This window comes from Kribbella sp. NPDC059898 (assembly GCF_042730855.1).
Classification (GTDB): domain Bacteria; phylum Actinomycetota; class Actinomycetes; order Propionibacteriales; family Kribbellaceae; genus Kribbella.
Genome location: NZ_JBHWKR010000027.1, coordinates 34,634 through 59,731, shown reverse-complemented (window position 1 = coordinate 59,731; position 25,098 = coordinate 34,634). Strand labels below are relative to the sequence as shown.

Here is a 25,098-nt window from a genome sequence, read left to right as displayed (position 1 = left end):
GCTCTACATCCGGGCGTCGGTGTCGAAGAGTTCGACTTCGCGGGCATGGCGGACGAGTTGTACGACGAATGACCGGTTCGGGAGTCGCCAGAGAGCGCGGCCTTTCGGGAGCTTGGCGATGGTGGCGATCTCGACGTCGGTGAGGCCGAGCAGGCTTGCGGTGCGGGCGAGCTGGTCGGGTTCTTGCCGGAGCATGATGCGGGTAGAGCAGTCGGCCAGGAGGCCTTCGGCGAGGGCGCGGGCCTCGGATCCGACGTCTCCGACGGCGGCGAGGTCGGACAGGCGGTGGACGATGAGGATGTTGGAGACGCCCCAGGCGCGGGAGAGTTTCCATTGCTCCTGCATCCGGCGCAGCAGCGCTGCGTCGCGCATCACGCGCCAGCCCTCGTCGTACACGATGTATCGGTTGCCGCCCGCCGGGTCTGCGACGGCGGCCTCGAGCCACGACGATGCACAGGCCAAGGTGAGGCGGAGGGCTTCGTCGTTGCCGCCGGCGCCGAGCCAGGACGAGTCCAGGGTAACCATCGGGAGCTCCGGATCGAACTTGGTTGTAGACGGGCCGTCGAACATCCCCGACAGATCACCGTGTACAAGCCGCCGGATCGCGTGCGCAACCTCGCGGCCATCGTCGGTCAGCGTTGTCGTCTGCAGGGCCGCGCGGCGCGCGAACTCGGAGTCCGGAGTGAAGAGCGCCACCACGACATCAGGGATGGTCGGTGCCTCGACCTGGCTGGTCACGGTCTCGAGCGCCAGGTCCAGCGCGGTGTGTTCGACGGCCGTCATCGGCCGGCCGAGCGTCGACTCGGCCAGCGTCCCGAGGAGCGCGCGACGGCGCGACCATACGATGCGCTGCCACTCGTCCGCGTCGACAGTTGTTGGCCGGCGACCGGCGTCGAGTGGGTTCAGGCGGGTCGGCAGGCCAGGCCCGAGCTTGATGGTCACACCGCCCATAGCCTCAGCGACCGTGGTCCACTCCCCCTTCGGGTCACAAGGTACGTAGGCCTTGTGGCCCAAGGCGACCGACCGCGTGATGAGGGCCTTCGCTGTTGAGGACTTGCCGCTGCCGATCACGCCGGCCAGCAGGACGTTTGGGTTCGTGATGACGCGTGCTTGATAGAGCACCCAAGGGTCGTAGACGAACGAGCCGCCGCTGAACACATCCGATCCGATGTAGGTGCCGTCGGCCCCTAGACCGCCCTCGGCCAGGAACGGGTAGGCGACCCGGAGGATCCTGGTTGTCGCGCGGTGTGTGTCGGCTCGCAGCCGACGGCCGCTGCCACTGCCTGCCTCGCCTTCGAGGTGATCGACCTTCGGCTTGCGTGACGCGTCATTCCCGGCTCGCCGATTCGTGCGTCGCGTGGCGCGGTCGGCGCCGTCGTGTTCGAAGTACGCCGAGTGTCGGGTCATCCGAGCCCCACCCCGAAAGGCAGAGCGGCGGCGATGAAGCCTTCGAGCTGCTGTCCGACCAGGCGGCGCAGGTCGAGCAGTGCTTGTGTGGCGGCGATCTCGATCTCCATGCAGGCGTCGTCGAGCGCGTCCTCGGTGTCCGCTGAGACGACGAGCAGGCCGAGCCAACGTACGTCGCCGTGGCCGGCGGCAAGGTCGCGCTCGCGCTGTGCGACGTCGGCGTCGAGTTGGCGGTCCTCTTCGGTCTCGAGCTGGCCGATCCTGGACCGGGTAGCTCGGTCCGAGACGCGCTCGACCTGGTGGCGTCGGGCGTCACGAAGTGCTTTCGCCATCGGGATCGGTTCCAGTACGAGCGTGAATGTACGGCGGATCCCTGGCTTCAGCAGCAACGGGCTGAGGAAAGAAGGCGTCGCCCGGATCCTCGGCCACTCGGTCACGACGTACACCCGATGCAGCGAAGAGTCCGTCCGGAGCCGATCCCAGCTCACGTCGACGGCCAACGGTCCGGCGTCGACGGCGTCCAGCGACTGCGCGTCCGACAGGGTACGCGTCGCCACGGGGTCGAACGCCGTACGGAGGCTGGTCGCCAGATCACCGGCGCTCAGCCAGGCCCCAGCCACTCCCGCCGCGGCAAGCGACGTCTGGAAAGCGCGGGCCTCAGACTCCAGAACTGCCGCGGCGCCGACCAGGCCGCCGCCGTTCTTGCGAACCTCGCGCGACACCGCATCGAGGTTCACCGCGAAGCTGAACAACGTCTCATGCTTCGCCGCGGTCGGTGCGGCCTGCGACAGCAGATCTGCGTAGATCTCACCGGCGGGCGTTTGCGGGTCGAGCTTGCGGGAGGTGGCCCATTGCCCGAGTTCGTCGGCCGGGTCCGGGAGCGTGCGTTCCAGGATCTGCGCCCTTGCGATGCGATTGCCCTGGCACAGGCCAGCGATCAGCTGTCCGTACGCCGCTACGCGCCGGTCCTGCTCGTCCGCGTTCTGTAGCAGATGTGCCGGCCCCTCGATCCGAGCGACCGCGACCAGCCGTCGCCGACCTGGATCATGTACGACGCCGAGCCCGGACACCGATGTCATCACCCGCATCGCCGCGCCCTCCCCAGGCAACTGCAGGCGCCCGTGCTGACGCGGTTCAAGAACGCGGGCGCGGTATGACTGCCGGCCGAGCGCCGATCGCCAAGCGTGGATCCCGCGCAGAACCAGCCACCGGTACACAGGTAGTTCCTCCGCCCGGCCGAACGCGACCATCAGACAGAACACCGCCACGAGCACGCCAGCGAGCCGCGAGATCGGCTCCATCTGGATGACAAACGACAGCGTGACCACGGCAACCGCAGCGAGCAGGAGCGCAACCTGCACCGGCCGGAGGCCGAGCATCACGGCGTTCTGCTCAGGGCGTGGGAAACGCGTCGCGAGGGGGTCAGGAGTAGTCACCGTGTCTCCTCACCTGGCTGATTCCTGCGGTGATGGTCTTGCCCATCGGATCGATCAACCGGTGCCTGCGTCGTCCGCGCTGTGTCGGCAGACGACGTGACTGTGGGCTCGGCGTGGCTTGTGGTCTGGTCTTGCGTGGCCGTGTCGTGGCTGCTCGGAGCGGTCTCGTCTTCACCCGTCCCGTTGATGACGCTGCCCGGCCCGGGTCGCGAACCGGTGAAGTCGAACGCCGCCCAACGGTAGGCCTGCTCAACCCGACCCTTGACCGCTGATACGCCCGCCGTACCTTGCTGCACGGCGTACAGCGCTGCCTGCCCCTGATCACCGGCCCAGTGAATGAACGAGTACGTCGCCATCGGCGCAAACGCCGCCATCGCGAACAGCAAACTGCCAGCCAGGAACGTGCCCAGGCTGGAGTCACCGCTCTGGTCCGAGTTGCTCATCGCCGATAGACCGAGCGCGAAGATGACGGCCATCACCATCTTCGAGAACAACAGCGCGCCGACGATCTCGACCCAGCGACGCAGCCAGTGCCTGGTCGCGGTCCAGGTCCAGCTGGCCATCGCGATCGGCGCAAGTACGACGAACGCGATCAATGCGACCTCGCGAACGATGAGAACGAAGTACAGCGCGAGCGTCGCGAAGATCGCGAACTGGATCGCCGCGATCAACACTCCGCCCTGAGGGTTCATCGTGGCCAAAGCGGTGGTCAGATCGATGATCTTGCGGAAGCCCTTGGTCACCGAGGCGCTGGTACCCAGGATGGTCATCGAGAGTCGATCGACCATGTGCCCGCAGGCCGCGACGACCGTGACCGCGAACGGCACTCCGACCGTACCGAGGAGCGCTCCGAAGACGGCCTGACCGAGGCGGGCCGGTTCGCGACGGATCGCAGCCGCTGCGCATTGCAGCACGAAGGCCAGTACCAGTAATGGCAGTGAGATCGTGACTATGAGGTCGAAGTTGTCGTGCCACCAGGCCTGGTTGAAGTCCGGCGTCGTACTGGCGGTGACCTTGTTGAAGACCTTCGTCGTCATGTCCGTCAGGCCCTTGGCCAGCCAGCTGCCGATCGCGTCCCAGAACGTCTGGCTGATCGCGTCCTTCCCGGCTGACGTGACGCATCCCTGTGGGTTGAACAAGCAGTCCTTCCAGGACATCTTCTGCCCCGCTCAGCCGATGTTGATGCCGCTGAAGAAGCGGATCAGGCTGTTGGCCGAGCCGATCAGGATCGCCGCGCCGAGCGAAGCCAGGACACCGAGCCGTCCCTTGCCGGCAACGTGCGGGTTGCCGTTGATGTTGCCCAGGGCCCACGCGGCCGCCGAGATGATCAAGGCCACAACACAGGAGACCAGTGCGAACGTGATCGTCGCGCCGGCCAGCGTCCGTACTTCGGACAAGCCCGGCAGCCCGCTGGTGTTTGGGCTGACTCCCGGGTCCTGCAGGATCAGGTAGCTGAACACGTCGATGTCCTTCACGTAGTTGAGTAGATGGGCGGCGCCCAGCCGAGGTACGTCGCGCCCCACTTGGCCTCGATGAGGCGGAAGTCGACGAAGTACACGCCGCCTTCGCCGGGTACGTCATCGTCGATGTCGTTCGAGACGATGCGACCGTCGCCGAGGTATACCGCGACGTGTCCGTACGGTCCGCCGGTCGCCCAGAACACGAGGGCTCCCGCGGGTGGTTGCCGGTCGCCTGGGTGTGCATTGTTGGTCGCGACCATCTGGTGCCACTGGTCGGCGGCGGAGAAGTAGCCGGCGCGCGGCCGGCCCCAGATGTTGGCGGCCAGCCGAGCGCACAGCTGGTAGTAGCCGTGGCTGCCAACCAGGCGCATCGCCCGAGCAACTGCCTGATCCGCACCGGGTAACCAGCTCCCTGTGGCGACGGGCTTCTTGCAGCTCACCGACGCTGCCCCGTCGCAGGAGCCACTGCCGCCCGCCAACGCCAGCGGTGCCATCATGGCGACTGATCCGGCCAACGCCGCGGACGCGATCAGCGCCTTACCGATCACGGCGATACCTGCGGGGTCGCCGACCAGAAGCGGCAGTTCGGCGTGCAGACCACAGCCACCGCTGCCTGCCGATCGAGGATCCTCGTGCCGGTGTCCAGCACCACGGTCTGCCGGCCCCGCATCACGTACGCGTGCCAGCCCGGTGGCGCCTCGCTGCGGTTCACCATCGCCTCGAGTTCCGGCGTGATCTGAGCCGTCATGTCGCTGGCCGTCGCGCGGGCCTTGTGCAGCTGGAGCTGATCCCACTCCGACCATTGCGGCAGCAGGCTCTTAGCGACCTCTGGCGCGGCTGCCGAGGTCGGGTCGGCGTACACACTCACGGCGTTCTGCCAGTCGACATAGCTGTGCCGGGTCGTGTCGTAGCTCCAGATCGTCCGGGCATAGGCGATCGCGAACTGACGAGGGTCGGTCGTGTTGGGCCGCCGCCAGGCCTCCAGCTGTTGGGCCGACACCGGCGGGACGATCGTTGCTCCCGGGTTCGCCGCCGCACCTGACCTCTTGCTCGGCGTCTGCCAGCTGGACATGAGACTCACGATCAGCACGACCACACCGACCACCGCCAGGAGCACGATCAGGATCTTGGAGCGGCGCGATGACTTCACAGTCTGTCCTCCGATGGGGACTCGGGTAGGTCGGGTACTTCGGGCGAGGATCGAGGCCGCGGCGAACAGGCCAAACGCGATCCCGACTGGCGCGCGAAAGCACCGAGCGAACTGGTGGTAAGCAGGCGGACGCAGGTAGTTCTTGGTCATGAGTGGCCTCAACGGTTGAGACCACGAGACTTTTCGTCAGGCAGCTCGCAGCCACTCGACGTCGACCGTTCGGCGGTGGACGGGGCGGCTGGGTCTGCCGAAAAACCGCAGGTCACGCCCCGAAGCGGTTCTGATCCAGCGCCGCACGATCGGGTCCGCGAACACCGTTGTCGCGCGCTCACCTGTCGCTAGCCGCGCGAGTGCTGAGGGCTGTCCAGCACCGCCGCGCAGGAGCCACGCGAGCGCCTCGGCCTGTCCGCGCGTCGCGCCCGCTCGCCGTACCCGCGCAACAATCCCCGCGCGATAGAAGGGCGGCCCGTCTGCGGCTGCCCTGATCAGGCGCCGGCTGTGCTTCGACGGCAACCCCTCGGCTGCAAGCTCGCGCGCGATCCGCTCCAAGTGCTCACCCAGCGCCGGGCCGTGCCCCACCTCACCCTCTGGCAGCTGAGGCGTGAGTGGGTGCCGGCGCCGCCGCAGCACCTCGGCCCTCACTGCGTCCTGTAGTCGCCAGCGAACCAGGTTCGCCAGGTACCCCCACGACACACCGTCCTCAGGCGGGTCAACCGCGAGCTCGAGGCACCGCTCCCAGGCGATCACCCTTGCCAGCTGTGCCGCCTCGTCGGGACCGAGCGCGGTGCGGAGCCTGCTCGACAGCGGTACGACGATCCGCGCCTCGATCCCGTCCGCCAGCCTCCGCGACGGCCCCGGCGCCCAACCCGACCGCTCCGCATCGGCGATCAATATCTCCAGATCAACGTCCATGCCCTCAATCTGCTGGCCGGCGACGCATCCCAGAACCTTGATTTCGGGATCAGGGACTCCTGGAATAGTCGGCTTGCTCAGGGCCAGGTTCGACGTCATGGTTGCGCGCCGGCGCGCGACCACTGAGGCGCCGGCCGCCGCACCGCCCGCGGCGCCCGACTGTAGCTATGACCTCGTTGGACACGATCTGCTCATCAAGGTGAACAGCTCGCGCGAGCTTGGCGATCTCTCCCGCGATGCGTGTGGCCGGCATGCTCGCCACCAGTGGCGCGACAGCCCTGACGGCGTTGACCTGTCCGCTGAGATGGTCGAGAACGTTGTCCCACTTCGCGAGTTCGATCTCGATCGCAAAATCGACCAGCGGGGCCGCGGAGCGCAGGACATCCCGCAACCGGCCTCCACCCGCGGCGTGTAGAGCCGCGGGGTCCTGCCTATCCGGGAGATACGCCAACAGCACCTCGTCGAACACCGCCGCCAGGACCGACAGACTGCGCACTGCGCCCATCCTGCCGCCGAGGTCCCCATCGAGCGCCACGATCGCAGTGCCCGTCCGCGAGCAGCGGCGCGCCATCACGGCCTGCTCCCACGTGATCGCCGTACCGCAGCACGCGGCGCCCGCCCACTCATCCCCAGCCAGGCTAATGGCCGGTGCATCCATCGGGCCTTCCACGAATACCGGGACCGCGCCTTCCCCCAGCCGTGCCAGCTGTGCATCGAGTCCGACCAGCGTTCGCGCTTTGGAGTAGATCTCCGTGCTGCGCGTGTTCAGATAGCGCAGCCGGGTGCCGTCCGAGCGTCCGATGAAGCCCGCCGGCCGGAGCTCGCTGTCGTGCGCCGCGAACACGATCCGGTCCCGGAAGCGATCCACCAGATAGCCGTTACTCGTCACGAACGCCAGGCCCGCCGCCACAATCTCGGTGTCAACGAACCCCTCCTTGCGCAGATGGCCGACCAGCCGAGACCAACCGTCAGGTGCATAGCCCACCGACCACGTCGAGTCCGGCTCCACGACTGCCCCAAGCCCGCGGTTCCTCAAGTGCTCCATCGCCCAACCGGACGGGCTGTCGACAAGCTCCTGCCGGTAGAACGCCACCGCCTCAGTGTGGGCGGCGTACAGGCGAACCTTCACAAGTCCTGTCCGAGATCCGGTGGCTGCGGATCGTGGACGACATCGGCCGTGGCGCCGATCCGGTACGTCATGACCGGCCGGGTCGTACTCATCACCGTCGCCAGATACTCCGGACCGTCCTCGCCGGCCGCGATCAGGCTCGGGGCCTCCGGCAACGACAGCGCCCGGACCTTGGGGTAGTACCTCGCCAGATCGATCAGGTAGCTGGAGGTCAGCTTCCGCCGATGCTCATCGCCGGAAGCGATGATGAGCGCCGTGTCCCCGAGCGTGAACTTCCGCAGCATCCTCACCTGTGCGGTCGACATCGCATCGCCGCACACCGGAATCCCAGCCCAGCGCCCGTCCAGCTGCCGACTGATGTTCGACACGGCGATCGCATCGATCGGATGGTCAACAACCACAGGCGTCGCGCCGCCCCGCAGTAGATCCAACTGCTCCTCGATACCGATCAGAACGTTCGACGGCTGATGGAGCACGCCGGCCTGGCCAGGGATGTCTATCGTTCCGTCCGACCCGATCGCGACAAACCCAGCCGGTCGCAGCTGGGTGTCCCTGGCCATGAGCACGAGCTGGTCCCGGAACCTGTCCACGACGTCCGCTTCGCCGGTCCGATTGACCAGCCCGGCCCGCTCCATCGTCGAGTAGGAGAAGTTCTCCGCGGCGAGATGATCGACAAGGCTTGTCCGCGTGTCCGGCGCGTACCCGACCTTCCAGTCCGAATCCGCAGACAGTACCTGCTCGACGCTGGCTTCCTTCAGGTACTCAACCGGCCACCCACTCGTATCGCGGAGCAACTCGCCCCGAAAGAACTGTGCCGCGATGACAGTTGCCTCTCGCAACTGGCGCAGATCGTCATTCACCATGACCTCCGAAAGCCGAACAATCCGACTTCGAAGATCACCTCAGACACCCAGCAACCGAACCCGGATCACAGCTTCCAGGAGTCCCACCCTCAGAAGCCCGGACCCGGCGGATCGCGGTCACCAGTCTGCGCCGGGATGTACGCCCGGCCGCTGGACCTGTACGCCATCACCGGGTGCGAGTTCTCGAGTACGTCGTTCACTCGAGCGGCCCCGAGATCCTTCTGCGCCAGCGTTGCCAGCGACTCCCCAGGCCCGAGCCCAACCACCCGCACCCGATCGAAGAAGAAGGCAAGATCGCCAACGTGCTCGAGCGACTGCTTCCGCTCCGCCTCCCTGCCGCTCAGGACAACCACAACCTTGTCGCTCACGCTGAACTCCCGCAGCGTCTTGGCCTGTGATGTCGACAGACCACCACCACACAACGGAACAGCTACAAACTCGCCGCTCACATTCGACACGGCAATTGCGTCCATCGGCGAGTCGACAAGCACCGGCACTGCACCATGTGCAAGCAACTCCCGCTGCTCCGCAACCCCCACGACCACGCCCGCCGGCCGATGAATCGCCGTGACCGGACTCACCGACCGCGCTACACCATCCGGCCCGATCCCCACGAACCCGACCCCAGACAACCGCCGGTCCCGAGCCATCAGCATCAACTTGTCACGATGCAGATCAGTCGCTTCCCCGAACTCGTTCCAGTCCAACAACCCCGCCCGAGCCAAGGTTCCGAACCCGAACCCCTGATCATGCAAGTGATCCACCAAGTTCGTCACCGTCCGCGGCGCGTAACCAAACTTCCACGGCGACTCCGGCAACAACACAGAATCCGCCCCATGCGCCCTCAAGTACTCCAACGGCCATCCACCCGTTGCCCGAAGCAACTCCCGCCGAAAGAATTGCGCCGCAGCGGCATTCGCCTCCAACATCCGCCGCCGCTCATCCATTGACAACCCAAGATCCTGACCAACCACAACAACCTCCGAAGCATCAACAACTGACTGCCTCGAAGCTCATCGCGCACCAACACCGATCAGAACCTGGAACCAGACATCCAGGACTGCATCCGCAGCCGATGACCGACGGTCACATTGGATCTGGACCGCAGTCGCCGTCGGGCTGCTCCAACAATGCTCGTGTTTCAAGCACCTGCGGATCTCGGCGCCTCACAGGTCGTTCGCGCTCGTCAAACGGGCTCGGCGAATCGGCCCACAACCCCGCCGACCGCGCCAACTGAGCCCCGGCCGAGTCGATCGCCGCATCGATCAAATCGATTAGCTGGCCGATGCTCCACGCGGGACTGTGCACCCAAGGGCCAGCAGTAGGTTGCCGCGTCTTTGGATTCTCCGCCATGGCCTGGGTAGCGTCCGGTTCCATGGCACGACGATCACGGGAGTCCGAAGTGCCCTGAACCGCGATCGCGGGATCCAGGACCCATCAACCGCGTTCGGCAAGACCGTCGTTTCTCCGCCTCCCAGCACCTCCACCGATCGTTCCCTTCTCAACTCACGTCGGTTGTCATCGCTGCCGACTTCTCCGATTCTCGGCGCTACTCCGCGTTGAGCTGCCTTCCATCGCCCGGGTTGTGGCCCGAGATGTCGAGACCACCGCTGCCCACCGCATGCCGCGGACACATCTCGAACCGCATGCTGAGAACCGATGACTAAGACAGGCCGGCTACCTACCGCGCCAAGGCGAAGTTTCGCGACCACGACGGCGGTATCCGCGTCGTGTCTGCATTCGGCAAACCGCCGCCGAGCGCGCCGCGTGAAGATGCTGCAGAACCGAGCAAGGACCCAAATCAGTCCATCGAACTGAACCGGATCCACAAGCTCGACCATCTCCCGACGTCTTGGAGAAGCGATTCGAGGTCCTGATCGCCAACGGCACGCGCTCGCCTACGTCCCTAATCACCTACCGCGGGGCGCTCAAGAACCACTACGCCCCGCACTCGGCGAGCTGTGAAATCGGCGGAGCCACTCCTCAAGTCGATACCATCCTCACCTAGATCAGACGCACCGCCAGCGCCGCCACTTTGAGCGAGGCCCTGGCCAAGGTGTGGCAGACGGAGATCGCTCGGCGCCGGGACGGGAGAGTCAAGCAACTCATCGCCGAGTACATCGATGTCTATCCCGATCGCTGTATCCGAGACCGTGCACTTGTCGCTACGGCGAATCGAGGCGGCAACTGACGGCACTGAGGTCGACGATGTGATCCGCCCAGGGCTCTCGCGATCCGTCGTGACCACCAACTCACGGCTGAGCCGCTGAAGCGCACGTCCTATGCGCTGCTCCGAACCGAACTTAAGATCCTGCCACTCCTCCCACAATTCAGGGACCATGAAGGATGGAGATCGGCGACCTCGACGATGCTGGTGGCAGAACAGGCGGCCTGACGCCGTCCGGCGTGCCATCGGCTATGACCGAGCCGGCAGACATCAGCGACGGGTCCGAAGTGAAGCCGACATCCTGGCGTACCAGTGCTCCGACTTGCGCCTGGCTTTGGAGGTCTCCACCAGCACCGTTTGTAGGTCAGTGCTGACACCACCCGGACCAGGAGGGCACCCTAGTGTTGGTGGGAGTCGCCACCACCCTGGCGGGCGCCCAAGCGGAGCTCGTAGTGCAGGCCGAGTGGCGGGAGCACCCCAATAGGGACACCCCCGAGCACGTCCGCGATCAGGCCGAAATGTGAGCGGGACAGGCACGCACCGAACTGGAGTGGGCGAAGAGCCTGAGCAAGCGACTGTCTGAGGGCGCCTACGTCATGGCCGATGATCCGGGTTCGTGGCGAACGGTCCCCGATCACCTCAAGATGCGCTTCTAGCCAAACTTGACTAGACGCTCCTCCTCGTGCACTCTGGCCAAGTAGCCAAACTTGACTAGTCTCAACTAATCCGTTCGCAACACCGGGAGAAGGAATCGACCCATGGGAAACCTCGCGATCGAGACGAAAGGGTCGAGCGGAGGTGGGCGCACGTCGGCGACGAAGCTCCTGGTGCTCGGTATCGTGCACCTCTCCGGCGGCGCGCATGGCTACCAGGTGCGGTCCGAACTGGAGAGCTGGGGTGCGGAGAGTTGGGCCAAGATCAAGCGCGGCTCGATTTATCACGCGCTGAGGAAGGCGGCGGCTGATGGCCTCCTTACCGAACACGCCGAGCCGGGCAACTCCGGGCCGGAGCGCGTTCTGTACCGCGCGACAGCTCGGGGCCGCGAGGAGATCGTCGAACTGGTCCGCGACGGTCTGCGGCGCACCCACGACCCGGACATGCTCAACGCGTCCATCGCCATGTTGCCCATGTTGACCAGGACAGATGCCATCGCGCAGGTTAACGAGCGGGTCGCGCGCCTGGAAGCGGAGCTCGTAGAGCAGGCCAAGTGGCGGGAGCACCCCAATCGGGACGCCCCCGAGCACGTCCGCGATCAGGTCGAACTGTGGGCGGGACAGGCACGCACCGAACTGGAGTGGGCGAAGAGCCTGAGCAAGCGACTGTCTGCGGGCGCCTACGCCATGGCCGATGATCCGGGTTCGTGGCGAACGGTCCCCGATCACCTCAAGATGCGCCTCTAATCAAACTTGACTAGACGCTTCGTCCTCGTCTGCTCTGGCCGAGTAGTCAAACTTGACTAGCTCAAGCAATCCGTTCGCAACGCCGAGAGAAGGAATCGAACCCATGGGAAAGCTCGCGATCGAGACGAGAGGTTTGAAGAAGAGCTTCGGCACGACCCAGGCGGTCGCCGGTGTCGACCTGGCCGTGAGCGCCGGGGGCGTGTACGGCGTGCTCGGTCCGAACGGGGCGGGCAAGACCACCACAATCTGCATGCTGGCCACGCTCCTGCGCCCCGACGCCGGAGAGGCGCAAGTGCTCGGCTACGACGTCGTGCGTGACGCCCAGGCGGTGCGAAGCAGGGTGGGCCTCACCGGGCAGTTCGCGTCGGTCGACGAAGACCTCACCGGGGTGGAGAACCTGTTGCTGCTCGCCAGACTGCTCGGCTACTCACGCCGCCGAGGCAGGGAACGGGCGGCCGACCTGCTCGACGCGTTCGGTCTTGCCGAGGCGGCCGACCGGCAGGTGAAGAAGTACTCCGGCGGGATGCGCCGGCGCATCGACATCGCGGCGAGCCTGGTCGTCACCCCCGAACTGATCTTCCTCGACGAGCCCACGACCGGGCTCGACCCGCGCAGCAGGAACCAGGTCTGGGAGATCGTCAGGGGCATGGTCGCCGAGGGCGCCACCGTGGTGCTGACCACGCAGTACCTCGACGAGGCCGACCAGTTGGCCGACCGGATAGCGGTGATCGACCACGGGAAGGTGATCGCCGAGGGCTCGAGCGGCGAGCTCAAGGCATCGGTCGGCGCCGGCTCGCTGCACGTACGGCTACGTGCGCCCGAGCAGCGGGCCGAGGCAGAGCGGGTCCTCGCCGGCGTCCTCGAGGTGGCGGCTGAGCCGTCCGCTGACCCGGCCGCGCTGTCCGCGCGGATCTCCGACCCCGAGCGGGTCGCCCGTTCCCTGGCCGAGCTGTCCCGCAGCGGCATCGACGTCACCGAGTTCGCGCTCGGTCAGCCGAGCCTGGACGAGGTGTTCCTCACCCTGACCGGACACGCCGCCGAGGAGACACCCGAGGAGGATGCCGCATGACCGCCACGTCCGCGGAGCAGGGGTCGGCGCCGGTCACTGAGGACGCGCTGCGCAGCGTGCTGTTGGCCGGTGAGCGGCCGTCTCGCCCCGGCCCGGTGCGCACCTCGTTGACGTTCGGCTGGCGCGCTTTGCTGAAGATCAAACACGTCCCGGAGCAGCTCGTCGACGTGACCATGTTCCCGATCATGTTCACACTGATGTTCACCTACCTGTTCGGTGGCGCGCTCGCCGGGTCGACTCAGGAGTACCTGCAGTTCCTGCTGCCGGGGATCCTGGTGCAGGCGAACGTCATGATCACCATGAACACCGGCATAACGCTGAACACCGACATCCAGAAGGGGGTGTTCGACAGGTTCAGGTCACTTCCGGTGTGGCGACCGTCGCCGCTGGTCGGCGCCCTGCTCGGCGATGTGATGCGCTACTCGATCGGGTCGGCGATCGTGATCACGCTCGGACTGGTCCTAGGGTTCCGGCCGGAGGGCGGCGCCGTCGGCGTGGTGCTCTCGGTGGCGCTGCTGCTGGTGTTCTCGTTCTGCCTGTCGTGGCTGTGGACGATGCTCAGCCTGATCCTGCGCACGCCGAACTCGGTGGCGGGGGTCAGCATGATGGTGATGTTCCCGCTGACGTTCGTGAGCAACATCTTCGTGGACCCGAAGACGATGCCCGGGTGGATGCAGGCGGTCGTCGAGGTCAACCCGATCAGCCACCTGGCGACCGTGGTCCGCGGCCTGATGGACGGCTCGGTGCCCGCCGGGGAAATCGGCTGGGTGCTCGTCTCGTCCGTACTTCTCGTCGCGGTCTTCGGTCCCATCACCATGGTCCTCTACCGCAACAAGCAATAGATGCCGCTACAGGCCCGGACACGACAAGGAGAGCCGAATGAGCACCATCCCCAAGAAAAACTCGGAAACCGTTGCGGACACGCCCGGGCGGGCGAGCAGCATCGGGGTCTGGATTCTGCACGTCGTGCTGGCGGCGATAATCGCCGGCGGCGGAATCTCGAAGCTCGCCGGCGACCCGGTCATGGTGGACATGTTCGCCGGCATCGGGGCTGGCCAGTGGCTCCGGTACCTGGTCGGAGCGCTGGAGGTCGCGGGAGGGGTTGGACTTCTGATCCCGGCTCTGGCGGGCCTGGCCAGTCTCGGGTTGGCGGCATTGCTGACCGGTGCTGTCATCACCGATCAGTTCGTGCTCGAGCAGAGCCCTTGGCTGCCGCTCGCCTTACTCGTCGTAGCGGCCGTGATCGCAAGGACGCGGTGGTCGCGCACCGAGGCCGTCGTCGGCACGCTGGTCAGGCGCTGAAACAAACCTCTCGAACGGAGATGTGAGATGACCGAGATGGGCTTTTGCGTGACATCAAACGATGGCACCACCATCGCCTACGACCGGAAGGGAAGCGGTCCGGCCGTCATTCTGGTGGGCGGAGCACTCGACGAGGGGGTGGAGAACGCTCCCTTGGCGCCGGCTCTCGCCGAGCACTTCACGGTCTACAACTATGCCCGTCGGGGACGCGGCGCGAGCGGCTTCACCGAGCCGTACGCCGTGGAGAGGGAGATCGAGGACCTGGATGCGTTGATCGCGGAGGCGGGCGGCTCGGCACACCTGTTCGGGGCGTCCTCAGGCGGCGCGCTCGCGCTGGAAGCCGCCGCGGCCGGGTCAGCCATCGACACGATCGCCGTGTGGGAGGTGCCCTACGCGGTCGGGGACGACATACGCCCGCGATTCGAGGAGTACGTCGCGGACACCCAACGCGCCTTCGACGCCGGGCGAGACGAGGAGGTTCTCGAACTGTTCATGCGCTTGAGCGGCGCTTCCGACGACAACATCGCGGCCAGGAAAGCGGCAGGCAAGCAGACGGCGCATTGGGCGGATTCGGTCGCCCTCGCGCCCACGCTGGTCCACGACAGCGTCTTCCACAACCGCTACCAATTGCCGGCCGATCGACTGGCAACGGTCACCCAACCGGTCCTGGTCACCACCGGAGGACCGATCACGGTCCCCTATATGGCAGGCCTGCCCTCGGACTTCTTCGACCGCGCAGCCGACGAGCTTGCAGACCAATTACCCCACGCTCAACGGGAGACCCTCGAGGGGCCGGATCACGTCGTCGACCCACAGACCGTCGGCCCGCTGTTGCTACGGTTCTTCAGCAGCGAACACTGAGGGGCCTGCGAGGTGTTGCGGGAATACCGATTAGGCACCGCGCAAGCAGATCTTCGTCGCGCCAGGGACACGGGGCGGACAGGTGGTGTCGAGGTTGATGTCGTCGGCGGCATCACAGGCCTGATCCTGGGCGTGCTCATCACCAACGTCTTCGCCACCACACAAGGCCGGGCCGTCGTACTGACCTGGGCTTCAGTGGGACTCGACCTGGCCTACTCGCTGCTCATCGGCTCTGTCGTCGGTCGTACCCTCCACTCCGGGCCGACTCAGTACCGCCCACCGAAGCCCTGCGCAGCACATGACCAGGCACCTCGGTAGGGCCAGTGATTCCGGGCTGTGGTCGCATGCGGTCACCGTTCCCGGGCGGTGGCCCGGTGCCGAAAGTCGTGCCCACGGCGTGCTCATGGCGTGCTCACGTCAGGAGTGCCACCGATGACGCAGCCGCGTTCCCGGGTCGACCGTACGCGGCGATCCGACGGGATGCCCGATCTGGGATGTCCAACCGCGCGCTGCAGCGCAAGCACAGCGTCGGCTTCCGAACCGTGACAGCGGCGCTGGAATCTGCATGGCCGAAGGAGAGAAAGCAACCGCCCAAACGCGGCCCACGGCTTGACGCGTACCGAGTGGTGATCGACGACTGGCTGCGCTCGGACCTCGACGCGCCGCGGAAGCAGCGACACACCGCGAAGCGGATCTTCGATCGACTGCTTGACGAACATGACGGGGCCGGGGTGGTGTCGTACTGGATGGTCCGCGAGTACGTCGCCACCCGACGCCGTGAGATTCGCGTCGAGGTCGGACGGGAACCTGCCAACGCGTTCATCCCGCAACAGCACCTCCCGGGCCGCGGGGCCGAGGTTGACTTCGGCGACGTCGCCATCCGCCTGCGCGGCGAGCTCGTAACCTGCGCGCTGTTCAGCCTTCGGCTCTCCTAGTCGGGCAAGGCCGTGCACAGCGTCAGTGCCTCGGCTGGGCAGGAAGCCTTCTTCGAGGGTCACGTCCACGCCTTCAACGTGCTCGGCGGGGTGCCGCACAACAAGTGCCCAGTTCCCGTCAGGTTCTGGCCGCGTCTGCCGCAAGCCGCCGGGCCTCTGCGAGGGCGTTCTCCGCCTCGCCGTCGCCGATCGCTCGCCCGCCGGTTGTCGTCTCGCGGGCCTCCAGCAATGTGGCGCTCTCGCCCCTACCCCCTCGCGCGAGACGCCAAGCCGATCCAGGACATTCGCTGCCACCCCAACATGCAACAAGCCGAGCAGCAGATGCTGCATACCCGCGACCGTGCACTCCGCCTCAACGACCGCAGGAGCCACCTGAAAACAGGCCGCTAGTCGAGGTGCGGGCACCGGGAACTCCCTCGAGATCGCCGCACCAGCCTCCATCCTGGCGGAGTATCGCTGACGAGCCGCTTGCTTGGAGACGCCGAGTCGATCCCCGACCTCCGTCCACACATTCCGGCGCTCCCGGACCCGCCGACGTAGTGACCCACCATCCCGTCGGCCGACTCGTGCAGTCGCTCGGCGACCTGCACCGCAGTCTCCAACGGATCCTGCGAAGCAGCCAACTCGTCCACCTCAACTATGGCAACCTCAAGTTGTCGATCGTCGGATGGCGACGATCTTCGACTCGGTATACGACTCGACCGCGGCCGTGATGCCTTCGCGGCCGATGCCGGAGGACTTGAAGCCGCCGAAGGGCATGGCGTCGATGCGGAAATCGGGGCTGGAGTTGATCAGGACGGCGCCGACGCGCAGGCGATCGGCGATGTGCAGGGCGCGGTCCAGGTCGTTGGTGAAGACGCCTGCCTGGAGGCCGGTGTCGATGTCGTTGGCGGCGGCGATCGCGGTGCTGAGGTCGTCCCAGGGTTCCAGTAGCACGACCGGGCCGAAGATCTCGTCGCGCCACAGGGTGGAGTCGTGCGGTACGTCGGTGAGCACCGCTGGGCGGACGTAGGACCGTTGCCGTTGGCCACCACAGTGGAGGACGGCTCCTTCCGCGACGGCGGTGGCGATCCGCTCGGTCACCGTGATCGCAGTCTCCGTTGTGATCATCGGACCGAGGTCGGTCTTGGGATCGGTCTTGGCGCCGACGCGGAGCGCTGAGGCCTGGCGGACGACCCGCTCGACGATCTCGTCGTACAGGGGACGGGCGATCAGGGCGCGCTGGACCGAGAGGCAGTTCTGGCCGGCTACTCCGAAGGCGCCGTCGACGATCGCAGTGGCTACCTCGGCGGGGTCTGCGTCGGCGCAGGCGACGAGGGGGTTGTTGCCGCCCAGTTCCATAAGCAGTTTGCGGGCGCGGCCGTGGCGGGCGATGGCGTCGGCGGTACGGCGGCCGCCGGTGAACGAGATGACGTCGACCCGGTCGTCGGCGACCAGCGCGCGGGCTGCTTCCAGTCCGGTCAGAACGGCCAGGTGGGTGCCTGGTACGCCGGCTTCCATGAGGATCTCCACCAGGGCGTAGGCGCTCAACGGGGTCAGCTCGGAAGGCTTCAGGACGACGGCGTTTCCGGCGAGGAGTGCGGGGCCGAGTTTGTGGGCGACGAGGTTGAGCGGGTCGTTGTACGGCGTGATCGCGCCGACGATGCCGACCGGTTCGCGCGTGTACCAACCGGTCCAGCCGGCGCCGCGCGCGGTGTTGTCGAAGGGTACGGTCCGTCCCTCCAGCGCGGTCGCGGCTTCGCCGGAGAGGCGGAGGGTTTCGGCGGCACGCCGTACCTCGGACTCTGCTTCGCGGAGGGTCTTCGAGGACTCGGCCGTGATCACCGCGGCCAGTTCGCCGGCGCGAGCGGCGACCAGCCCGGCGGCCGCGGTGATCGCCTCCCGGCGCGCCCACAGCGGCCAGTCGGCGCGCGGGTATTCGCGGGCCAGGTAGGACACGGCACGGTCCACCTCGGGTACGCCGGACTCGGCAACCGTACCGACGACCTCGCCAGTGCCTGGATCCAGGACCTCGAGCTGACGCGATCCCCAGATCCATCGCCCTTCCAGATACGCGTCCCCGGCGGGCTGGAACCCCGGCGGCTCATACACAACCGCCGATGTCACGCCAGCAACTCCCGACTCTCCGCAGCACGCCAACACCGCACCTCATGTCCCCCCGCCTCCAGGCGCCCCGCGGACACCTCGTGCGCGGACGACGCACGGTGCACCGGCGGCCCCTCGCCGCTCGGCGATGGAGCAGTCGGCGACGCGGGTGAGGAGACAAGCGGGAGCTGCGGCAACCCACCGCCAGGCCGAGTCGCCCGGCCGGCCTCCACCCCACCAGACGCACCCCCGGCGGACACCCCCATCCGCAGAACCTCGCCGCTAGGCGGCGTCGCCGCGCGTGCCAGTGCCACCCCGCCAGAACCCGCCCCGCCGGACGCCGCCTGCCGCTCGCTCGCCGTCGGACTGACAGTCGGGGTCGGCCCGCCAGTCGGGGTCGGGTTGACGGTCGGGGTCGCCCCGGCGGACGGCGGCTCCGGCGGTGATGTGACCGGGATCAGCTGTGGTGCTTCGGTGCGGCAGCGGTCGGTGGCCAGGGGGCAGCGGGTGTTGAAGCGGCAGCCTGTGGGTGGGTGGACCGGGGACGGCGGCTCGCCCTGGGCGACTACTCGTTCCTCGCCTTTCGCGTGTGTTGCCGCGGCCAGGAGGGCGAGGGTGTACGGGTGTCGCGCGTCGGTGAACAGCTGCTCGCGGTCCGCGATCTCGACGATCTGGCCGAGGTACATCACCGCGACCCGGTCGCTCGTCAGCCGGACCACGCGCAGGTCGTGCGAGATCAGCACCATCGTCAGCTCCCGCTCGCGCCGCAGCTGACCGAGCAGGTTCAGTACGGTGGCCTGAACGGAGGCGTCGAGCGCCGACGTCGGCTCGTCGCACACGAGCACCGTGGGTTCGAGCAGCAGCGCCCGGGCGATGACGATGCGCTGTAGCTGACCGCCAGAGCAGTCCGCCGGATAGTGGTCGAGGTACGACGCATCCAGCCCGACCTCCTGCAGTGCCCGCACCACGCGCCGCTCACGCTCCGGGCCGGTGCCGATCCGGTGCTGCGCCAGTACGGCGACCAGACTCTCGCGAACCGTCATCCGCGGATCCATCACCGCGTGCGGATCCTGGAACACGATCTGCGCCTTGCGCCGGAACGCCTTGTCGTCCTTGCGTTTCAGGCCGGTGACGCGCACGCCGGCGACGTCGACCTGTCCCGAGTCCGGTACCTGCAGGCCGAGCATGATGCGGGCGAGGGTGCTCTTGCCCGATCCGGATTCGCCGACGATGCCGAGGGACCGTCCGCTGTCGAGGCTGACGGTGACGTCGTCGACGGAATGGACGAACTCCCGCTTCCCGAACCCGCGGCGTCGCAACGGAAAGTGTTTGACCACGTTCTCCAGCCTGAGAGCCGTCATGCCCCCTCCTTCGTGCCCCAGCAGCGGCACTCGTGATCGGTCGCGGTAGGCCCGATCGACAGCAGCACAGGCTCGTCCGCGCCGCAGACCTTCTCCAGGCGTGCCTCCTGCGCCAGCCCACATCGCGGGCGGAAGCGGCAGCCGTGGTCGAGCTCGCGTGCGGTGTCACTGCCGCCCGGGATGACGTACAGCTGACCGTCGGCATCGGGGCGCAGTGTCGCGCATTCGATGAGTGCCTTCGTGTACGGATGCTCCGGGCTGGTCATGATCTGGTCCGCGGTCCCCACCTCGACGACACGTCCGGCGTACATGACCGCGATCCGGTCGGCGATCGAGGAGACCACGTTCAGGTCGTGCGAGATGAAGAGCACGCTCATCCCGAGCTCACGCTTCTTCTGTTCGAGCAGTTGCAGGATCTGCGCCTCGACCGTGACGTCGAGTGCCGTGGTCGGCTCGTCGGCGATCAGCAGCTGCGGGGACGCCGCGATGGCGATCGCGATCATCACGCGCTGCGCGAGCCCACCGGACAGTTGGTGCGGATAGGCCTGCGCGCGCCGCGCCGGCTCGTCGATGCCAACGTCGGCCAGCAGCTCGAGCACCCGTCGGCGGGCCTCGGACCGGCTCACTCGCAGGTGCTTCACGAGCGGCTCGGCAACCTGGCTGCCGACCGTCGCGGTCGGGTCCAGCATCCGGCGGGGCTGCTGGAACAGCATGCCGATCCGGCCGCCGTGCAACGCGTCGACTTCGCGATGCGGCAAGGACCTCAGGTCGGTACCGGCGAGGGTCATCCCGCGCGCCGACATCGTCAGGTTGCGCGGCAGCATCTGCATCGCGGAGAGCGCGGTCAGGCTCTTGCCCGACCCCGACTCCCCCACGACGGCCAGTACCTCGCCGACGCCGACCCGCAGACTCACCTCGTCCAGCAGGCACTTCGACCGGTCCTGCGTCGTGACGGTCAGGCCGTCCACCTCGAGAAGGGTTTCCATGATCGTTCCTCACCGGGCAGTGACCCGCCCGCAGCGATCAGGCCCGGCGGGTCGCCCGGGCGGTGTGATGTCGATGGCCCGCGCTGTCGGCGCCGGCCTCCAGGTCGTCCATGGCGACGTCGAAGTGCTCGTCGATCGCCCTCATCAGCGCCATCCGGTCACCGGTCTTCAGCTGCCGGACGATGTCGCGGTGCTCGGAGACCAGACCGGCCCGTTCGACGTACGTGTCGATGACGAGGTTCAGGCCGAGCCGCATCTGCCCGATCAGCTGCTCGTACATCTGCTTGAGTCGCGGACTCCCGGCTGCGGACACGAGCACCTCGTGGAAGCGGAGGTCCGCGGCGGCCACCGCCACCGGGTCGGCGTCGGCGATGGCGAGCTCCATCTCCCCCAGGACCTGTTCCAGTACGGCGAGTGTCGCCGCCGGGACGCCGCGATCGACGAGGCGGAACATCGCCGCCCGTTCCAGCGCCGACCGGGCGAAGTACAGGTCTTCCACGTCCTCCGCGGACAGCACCGGCACGAAGATGCCGCGGTGCGGGCTGCTGACCAGCAACCCCTCCTGGACCAGGCGCTGCATCCCCTCGCGCACCGGCCCGCGGCTGGTCGAGAACCGGGCGGCCAGCTCCACCTCGTTCATCTGGCTGCCCGGCGGGATCCGCCCGCTGATGATGGCGTCGCGCAGCTCGGCGGTGATCACCGCCGCGAGCGTCGGTTTCGGCACCCGCGCCGGACGTTTGCGTACCTCTGGGTTCTTCGCCATTTCGTCCCCTTTCGGACCCCCGACGGGCCGTCTCATGACCGGCTCCCGCGCCGCGCGTTGATGCCCTGGCCGATCATCGTCACACTCAGCGCCGTCACGAAGATCGTCAGACCCGGATAGATCACCAGGTGCGGAGCCTGGCTCAGGAACGGCTGCGCGGCCGCGAGCATCGAACCCCAGTCGGCGGCCGGCGGCTGCACCCCGAGCCCCAGGAAGGACAAGGCCCCGACGGTGATCAGCATGTGCCCGAAGCGCAGCGCGGCATGTGCCAGCAGCGGGTTCAGCGAGTTCGGCAGCAGGTGCCGCAGCACGATGAACCGCCGCGAGCAGCCGAGCGCCCGCGCGGCCTCGATGAAGCCGCGCGCGTCGACCTCCATCGCGACACCGCGGGCGAGCTTCGCGAACGGCGTCCAGCCGCCCACAGCCAGCGCCAGGATCAACGTCGTCTTGCTCGCCCCCAGGATCGACACCACGAACATCGCGACGATCATCTCAGGGAACGCGAGCAGTACGTCGCAGACGCGCATCACGGCCTCGTCGAACGCTCCCCGGATACGGGCGCACAAGATACCCAGCAACGTACCGACGACCGCGCAGATCACGACCGTGATGCCGGCGATCGTCGCCGAGAACCGGCCGCCGTACATCAACCGGGACAACAGATCGCGCCCCAGTTGATCTGTACCCAACCAGTGCGCCGCACTGCTGCCGGCCAGCCGCTGGCCGAGGTCTTGTTGTGCCGGGTCGGAGGGAGCGATCCATGGCGTCAGCAGCAGGAGCAGCACCACGAGCCCGAGCACCGTGCCGCCCACGACGAGCTGCCAGGGCTGCCGCAACACACGCTTGGAACGTTTCTGCCCTGCGGGCGCCAGCGTCCCGGAGGCAATGCTCTTCGGTCTCTCAAGCACCGACATGGCTTCCCCTAACGGTCGGGTTGATCACCGTGTAGAGCACGTCCGTCACTGTCGCCAGCACGACAGTGATCGTCACGATCGTGACCATCGACGCCTGGATCAGTGGGATGTCCCCGTTGTGTACGGCGTTGTAGACCAGCCGGCCCATCCCGGGGATCCCGAAGATCACCTCGACCACGACCGATCCGCCGAGCAGACCGCCGAGCCACACCGAGAACAAGGTGAGCACCGGGATCAACGCGTTCCGGATACCGTGCCGCAGGATCGTGCGGTAGTAGCTCAGCCCGCGGGCACGCGCACCCACGATGTACGGCGAATCCAGTACCTCGGCCATCGACGCCCTGGTGATCTGCGTGAAGTAGCTGATCGGCCGCAGCGCGAGCGTCACGCACGGCAGCACCATCCACGCCGGCCCTGCCCAGCCCGCCGACGGCAACGCCCCGAACTTGACGGCGAACACCAGGATCAGCAGCGGGGCCAGCCAGTACTCCGGCACCGCGACGAACCCTTGCGTCACCGTCGTGATCGCGGTGTCGACCGCCCCGCCGCGCCGCATCGCGGCCAGGATCCCGGACGGCAGGGCCACCGCGACGGCGAGCGTCAGCGCACCGACCGCAAGGACCAGCGTGACGATCGCGGCCGCGCCGATCTGCGGCATGACAGCGGCCTGGCTGGTGTACGAGTACCCGAAGTTGCCGTGCAGCACAGACCCCAGCCAATCGCCGTACTGCACCAGCAACGGCCGGTCCAGGCCGTACTGCTTGCGCAGTGAGGCCAGTTGCTCCGGATCGATCTCCAGCGCGTTCACGCGCCCGCGGAGGATCTTGCGGGCCGGATCCCCCGGTGTCAGGTAGGGAATCAGGAACACCAGGAACGAGACCACGAGCAGCGCGGCGGCCAGGACCGCCGATCGCCTGAGCAGAAATCGCATGACGACCTACTTCACTAGATCCAAGAACCGGTAATAGGCCCCCACCGGAGGCAGGAACCACGGCGGCCCGACATGGCCCGGCACCGCGCGGAACGTCAGATCACCCCACGGATTGGCTCCGGTGTCGCCACCCAGCACCTGCGAGACGACCTTCCCCATATGAGTCGCCATCTGTACGCCGTGCCCGCTGTAGCCGACCGAGTAGAACACGCCGTCCTTCCAGCCGGCGTGCACCATCTGGTCCAGTGACATGTCGACAAGTCCGCCCCAGCAGTAGTCGATCCCGACGCCTCGCAGGATCGGGAACACCTTCGTCACCGCCTGCCGGAGGATGTCGCCCGAGCGTAGGTCCGACCCCGGGTTGGACATCGCGAACCGCGCCCGGCCGCCGAACAGCAGCCGGCCGTCCGGGGTGATCCGGAAGTAGTACGTGAGGTTCTTGCTGTCGGACGCGACCCGCCGCTTGGGCAGTACTTCGTCGAGGACGGCCCGGTCCAGCGGCTCGGTCACCACGATGAAGCTGCCGATCGGCACGATCCGGCGCCGCAGCCACGGCAGCAACTTGCCCGAGTACCCGCTGGTCCCGACGACGACGCTCTCGGCGACCAGGGACCCCTGCGACGTGACCACCCGGTGCCGGCGATCGCCGATCCGTACCAGCTTCACGACCTCGCAGTCCTCGTGCAGCGAAGCGCCGTACTGCGACGCGGCCATCGCCAGTCCGCTGCACAGCTTGCCGACGTGCACTGCCGCACCGAGCGGGTCGACCATCGCACCGCTGTAGAAGTCGCTGCCGATCTCTTCGCGGATCCGGCTCCGCGGCACCAGCGTCATCTGGTGATCCGCGTGCCGTGCCAACAGGTCGGCGGATCGCTCGAACTCGTCGTAGTGCGCGGGCTTGCAGGCCAGGTTCAGCTTGCCGACGCGCTCGAAGTCGCAGTCGATCCCTTCGGCCTCGACCATGTTCTCGACGGTGTCGATCGCCTCGTCGTACAGCTTGAACATCCGCGTCGCGTCGTCGAGACCGTACCGTTCGACAGCCTTGGTGAAGTCGATCGCCAACCCGGTCGTCGCCATCCCACCGTTGCGCCCCGACGCGCCCCAGCCCAAGGTGTGTGCCTCCAGGACCGCTACGCTCGCACCCTGCTTGGCCAGGTGCAGCGCGGTGGACAGGCCAGTGAGGCCGCCGCCCACCACAGCGACGTCCACCGACGCCGGCAGATCCTGGTGCCGGAAGTCGCCGGCGGGCTTGGCGGTGTCGAGCCAGTACGAGGTCAGCTTCATCGCCTCAGAGCCCCAGGAGCCCGGGGACCCCGGTCAGGTCGGTGGTCTCGGCGTACTCGTAGTACGGCGTCGACGGGTCGTACCCGCGGTTCACGTACACCTTGTGCTTGATCCCCAGCTCGTGACAGGGGATCACGTCGTACCAGATGTGCGACGACACGTGCAGGATCTCGGTGCGGTCGACGTTCAACTGGTCGAGCATGTACTCGAACGCGCGGTACCGCGGCTTGTACGCGCCGGCCTGCTCGGCGGTGAAGAGCCGGTGGAAGTCGACGCCGAGCTTGGCGACGTTACCCGCGAGGATGCTGTCGACCGCGTTCGACAGGATCACCAACGGGTACTGCGACGCCAGCTTCTGCAACGGCTCCGGCACGTCCGCATGCGGGCCCCACGAGCCGAGCGCCGCGACGATCGCGTCGACGTCGGACGGTTTGAATTGGATCCGCCAACGATTACAGGTCCGCTGCCACGCGTCCCGCAGGACCAGCGGGTACAGCTTGAACTCCCCGAGCACCTCGTCGATCCGGTACGCCCGGAAGTCCTTCAGGAACTGGTCCGTCTGCTCCGCCGCGATCACGTCCGCGATCAGCGGGCGCGCGGCGTCGTTCATCTGGAAGTTGGTCAACGTCCCATAGCAGTCGAAGGTGATGTACTTCGGCTTGAACCCGAGGAGATCCATCGGA

Annotated in this window: 24 protein-coding genes; 6 read left to right on the top strand and 18 right to left on the bottom strand. The window is 67.2% G+C overall.

Going from position 1 to position 25,098, the window contains the following annotated elements:
- Positions 1-3: 3 nt before the first annotated feature.
- The 10 genes from ACFV9C_RS43275 to ACFV9C_RS43230 form a co-directional block, all read right to left on the bottom strand.
- Complete coding sequence (locus ACFV9C_RS43275; protein WP_380203674.1) at positions 4-1,407, bottom strand: ATP-binding protein; 1,404 nt, start codon at positions 1,405-1,407, stop codon at positions 4-6.
- Complete coding sequence (locus ACFV9C_RS43270; protein ID WP_380203672.1) at positions 1,404-2,843, bottom strand: SCO6880 family protein; 1,440 nt, start codon at positions 2,841-2,843, stop codon at positions 1,404-1,406. The genes ACFV9C_RS43275 and ACFV9C_RS43270 overlap by 4 nt, the downstream gene beginning before the upstream one ends.
- A complete protein-coding gene (locus tag ACFV9C_RS43265) occupies positions 2,840-4,000 on the bottom strand; it encodes a hypothetical protein (RefSeq protein WP_380203670.1) in 1,161 nt (386 codons plus the stop codon). The genes ACFV9C_RS43270 and ACFV9C_RS43265 overlap by 4 nt, the downstream gene beginning before the upstream one ends.
- 12 nt (positions 4,001-4,012) lie before the next feature.
- Positions 4,013-4,318 carry a DUF6112 family protein gene (locus ACFV9C_RS43260; protein WP_380203668.1) on the bottom strand — a complete coding sequence of 102 codons (306 nt, stop codon included), beginning with the start codon at positions 4,316-4,318 and terminating at the stop codon, positions 4,013-4,015.
- Positions 4,315-4,674 (bottom strand): CHAP domain-containing protein, encoded by a 360-nt coding sequence (locus ACFV9C_RS43255; RefSeq protein ID WP_380203666.1) that lies wholly within the window; start codon positions 4,672-4,674, stop codon positions 4,315-4,317. Before ACFV9C_RS43255 ends, ACFV9C_RS43260 begins: the two co-directional genes overlap by 4 nt.
- Before the next feature lie 173 nt (positions 4,675-4,847).
- Complete coding sequence (locus ACFV9C_RS43250) at positions 4,848-5,453, bottom strand: hypothetical protein (RefSeq protein ID WP_380203664.1); 606 nt, start codon at positions 5,451-5,453, stop codon at positions 4,848-4,850.
- Between the two features lie 186 nt (positions 5,454-5,639).
- Positions 5,640-6,365, bottom strand: a complete 726-nt coding sequence (locus tag ACFV9C_RS43245) for a hypothetical protein (protein WP_380203662.1) — start codon at positions 6,363-6,365, stop codon at positions 5,640-5,642.
- Positions 6,366-6,414: 49 nt separating this feature from the next.
- Positions 6,415-7,458 (bottom strand): toprim domain-containing protein, encoded by a 1,044-nt coding sequence (locus tag ACFV9C_RS43240; protein WP_380203660.1) that lies wholly within the window; start codon positions 7,456-7,458, stop codon positions 6,415-6,417.
- 32 nt (positions 7,459-7,490) lie between these two features.
- Positions 7,491-8,354 carry a hypothetical protein gene (locus ACFV9C_RS43235; RefSeq protein ID WP_380203658.1) on the bottom strand — a complete coding sequence of 288 codons (864 nt, stop codon included), beginning with the start codon at positions 8,352-8,354 and terminating at the stop codon, positions 7,491-7,493.
- A 92-nt stretch (positions 8,355-8,446) separates the two neighbouring features.
- On the bottom strand, positions 8,447-9,304 hold the full coding sequence (locus tag ACFV9C_RS43230) for a hypothetical protein (protein WP_380203656.1): 858 nt from the start codon (positions 9,302-9,304) through the stop codon (positions 8,447-8,449).
- Between the two features lie 1,978 nt (positions 9,305-11,282).
- On the opposite strand from ACFV9C_RS43230, the gene ACFV9C_RS43225 reads away from it, so the two are divergent.
- The 6 genes from ACFV9C_RS43225 (at position 11,283) to ACFV9C_RS43200 (ending at position 16,091) form a co-directional block, all read left to right on the top strand.
- Complete coding sequence (locus ACFV9C_RS43225; RefSeq protein WP_380203654.1) at positions 11,283-11,924, top strand: PadR family transcriptional regulator; 642 nt, start codon at positions 11,283-11,285, stop codon at positions 11,922-11,924.
- Between the two features lie 103 nt (positions 11,925-12,027).
- A complete protein-coding gene (locus ACFV9C_RS43220) occupies positions 12,028-12,993 on the top strand; it encodes an ATP-binding cassette domain-containing protein (protein WP_380203652.1) in 966 nt (321 codons plus the stop codon).
- The gene (locus ACFV9C_RS43215; RefSeq protein WP_380203650.1) at positions 12,990-13,835 is read left to right on the top strand and encodes an ABC transporter permease; all 846 of its coding nucleotides are present in this window, start codon (positions 12,990-12,992) and stop codon (positions 13,833-13,835) included. The genes ACFV9C_RS43220 and ACFV9C_RS43215 overlap by 4 nt, the downstream gene beginning before the upstream one ends.
- Before the next feature lie 37 nt (positions 13,836-13,872).
- Positions 13,873-14,295: a DoxX family protein gene (locus tag ACFV9C_RS43210; RefSeq protein ID WP_380203648.1), complete on the top strand. Its 423-nt coding sequence runs from the start codon at positions 13,873-13,875 to the stop codon at positions 14,293-14,295.
- 27 nt (positions 14,296-14,322) lie between these two features.
- Positions 14,323-15,156, top strand: coding sequence for an alpha/beta fold hydrolase (locus tag ACFV9C_RS43205; RefSeq protein ID WP_380203646.1), 834 nt, complete (start codon positions 14,323-14,325; stop codon positions 15,154-15,156).
- A 494-nt stretch (positions 15,157-15,650) separates the two neighbouring features.
- The gene (locus ACFV9C_RS43200; protein ID WP_380203644.1) at positions 15,651-16,091 is read left to right on the top strand and encodes a hypothetical protein; all 441 of its coding nucleotides are present in this window, start codon (positions 15,651-15,653) and stop codon (positions 16,089-16,091) included.
- A gap of 648 nt (positions 16,092-16,739) precedes the next feature.
- Here ACFV9C_RS43200 and ACFV9C_RS43195 read toward each other — a convergent pair.
- The 8 genes from ACFV9C_RS43195 to ACFV9C_RS43160 are packed head-to-tail and all read right to left on the bottom strand — an operon-like array spanning position 16,740 to position 25,094.
- Positions 16,740-18,197 carry an aldehyde dehydrogenase family protein gene (locus ACFV9C_RS43195; protein ID WP_380203642.1) on the bottom strand — a complete coding sequence of 486 codons (1,458 nt, stop codon included), beginning with the start codon at positions 18,195-18,197 and terminating at the stop codon, positions 16,740-16,742.
- The gene (locus tag ACFV9C_RS43190) at positions 18,194-19,537 is read right to left on the bottom strand and encodes an oligopeptide/dipeptide ABC transporter ATP-binding protein (RefSeq protein ID WP_380203640.1); all 1,344 of its coding nucleotides are present in this window, start codon (positions 19,535-19,537) and stop codon (positions 18,194-18,196) included. Before ACFV9C_RS43190 ends, ACFV9C_RS43195 begins: the two co-directional genes overlap by 4 nt.
- Positions 19,534-20,523: an ABC transporter ATP-binding protein gene (locus tag ACFV9C_RS43185; RefSeq protein WP_380203638.1), complete on the bottom strand. Its 990-nt coding sequence runs from the start codon at positions 20,521-20,523 to the stop codon at positions 19,534-19,536. The genes ACFV9C_RS43190 and ACFV9C_RS43185 overlap by 4 nt, the downstream gene beginning before the upstream one ends.
- Before the next feature lie 37 nt (positions 20,524-20,560).
- Entirely contained in the window at positions 20,561-21,286 is a 726-nt protein-coding gene (locus ACFV9C_RS43180) for a GntR family transcriptional regulator (RefSeq protein ID WP_380203636.1), read from the bottom strand.
- A 32-nt stretch (positions 21,287-21,318) separates the two neighbouring features.
- Complete coding sequence (locus tag ACFV9C_RS43175) at positions 21,319-22,200, bottom strand: ABC transporter permease (protein WP_380203634.1); 882 nt, start codon at positions 22,198-22,200, stop codon at positions 21,319-21,321.
- Positions 22,187-23,131, bottom strand: coding sequence for an ABC transporter permease (locus ACFV9C_RS43170; RefSeq protein ID WP_380203632.1), 945 nt, complete (start codon positions 23,129-23,131; stop codon positions 22,187-22,189). The genes ACFV9C_RS43175 and ACFV9C_RS43170 overlap by 14 nt, the downstream gene beginning before the upstream one ends.
- A gap of 6 nt (positions 23,132-23,137) precedes the next feature.
- Positions 23,138-24,415, bottom strand: a complete 1,278-nt coding sequence (locus ACFV9C_RS43165) for an NAD(P)/FAD-dependent oxidoreductase (RefSeq protein WP_380203630.1) — start codon at positions 24,413-24,415, stop codon at positions 23,138-23,140.
- A gap of 4 nt (positions 24,416-24,419) precedes the next feature.
- The gene (locus ACFV9C_RS43160) at positions 24,420-25,094 is read right to left on the bottom strand and encodes a haloacid dehalogenase type II (RefSeq protein WP_380203628.1); all 675 of its coding nucleotides are present in this window, start codon (positions 25,092-25,094) and stop codon (positions 24,420-24,422) included.
- Positions 25,095-25,098: the final 4 nt, after the last annotated feature.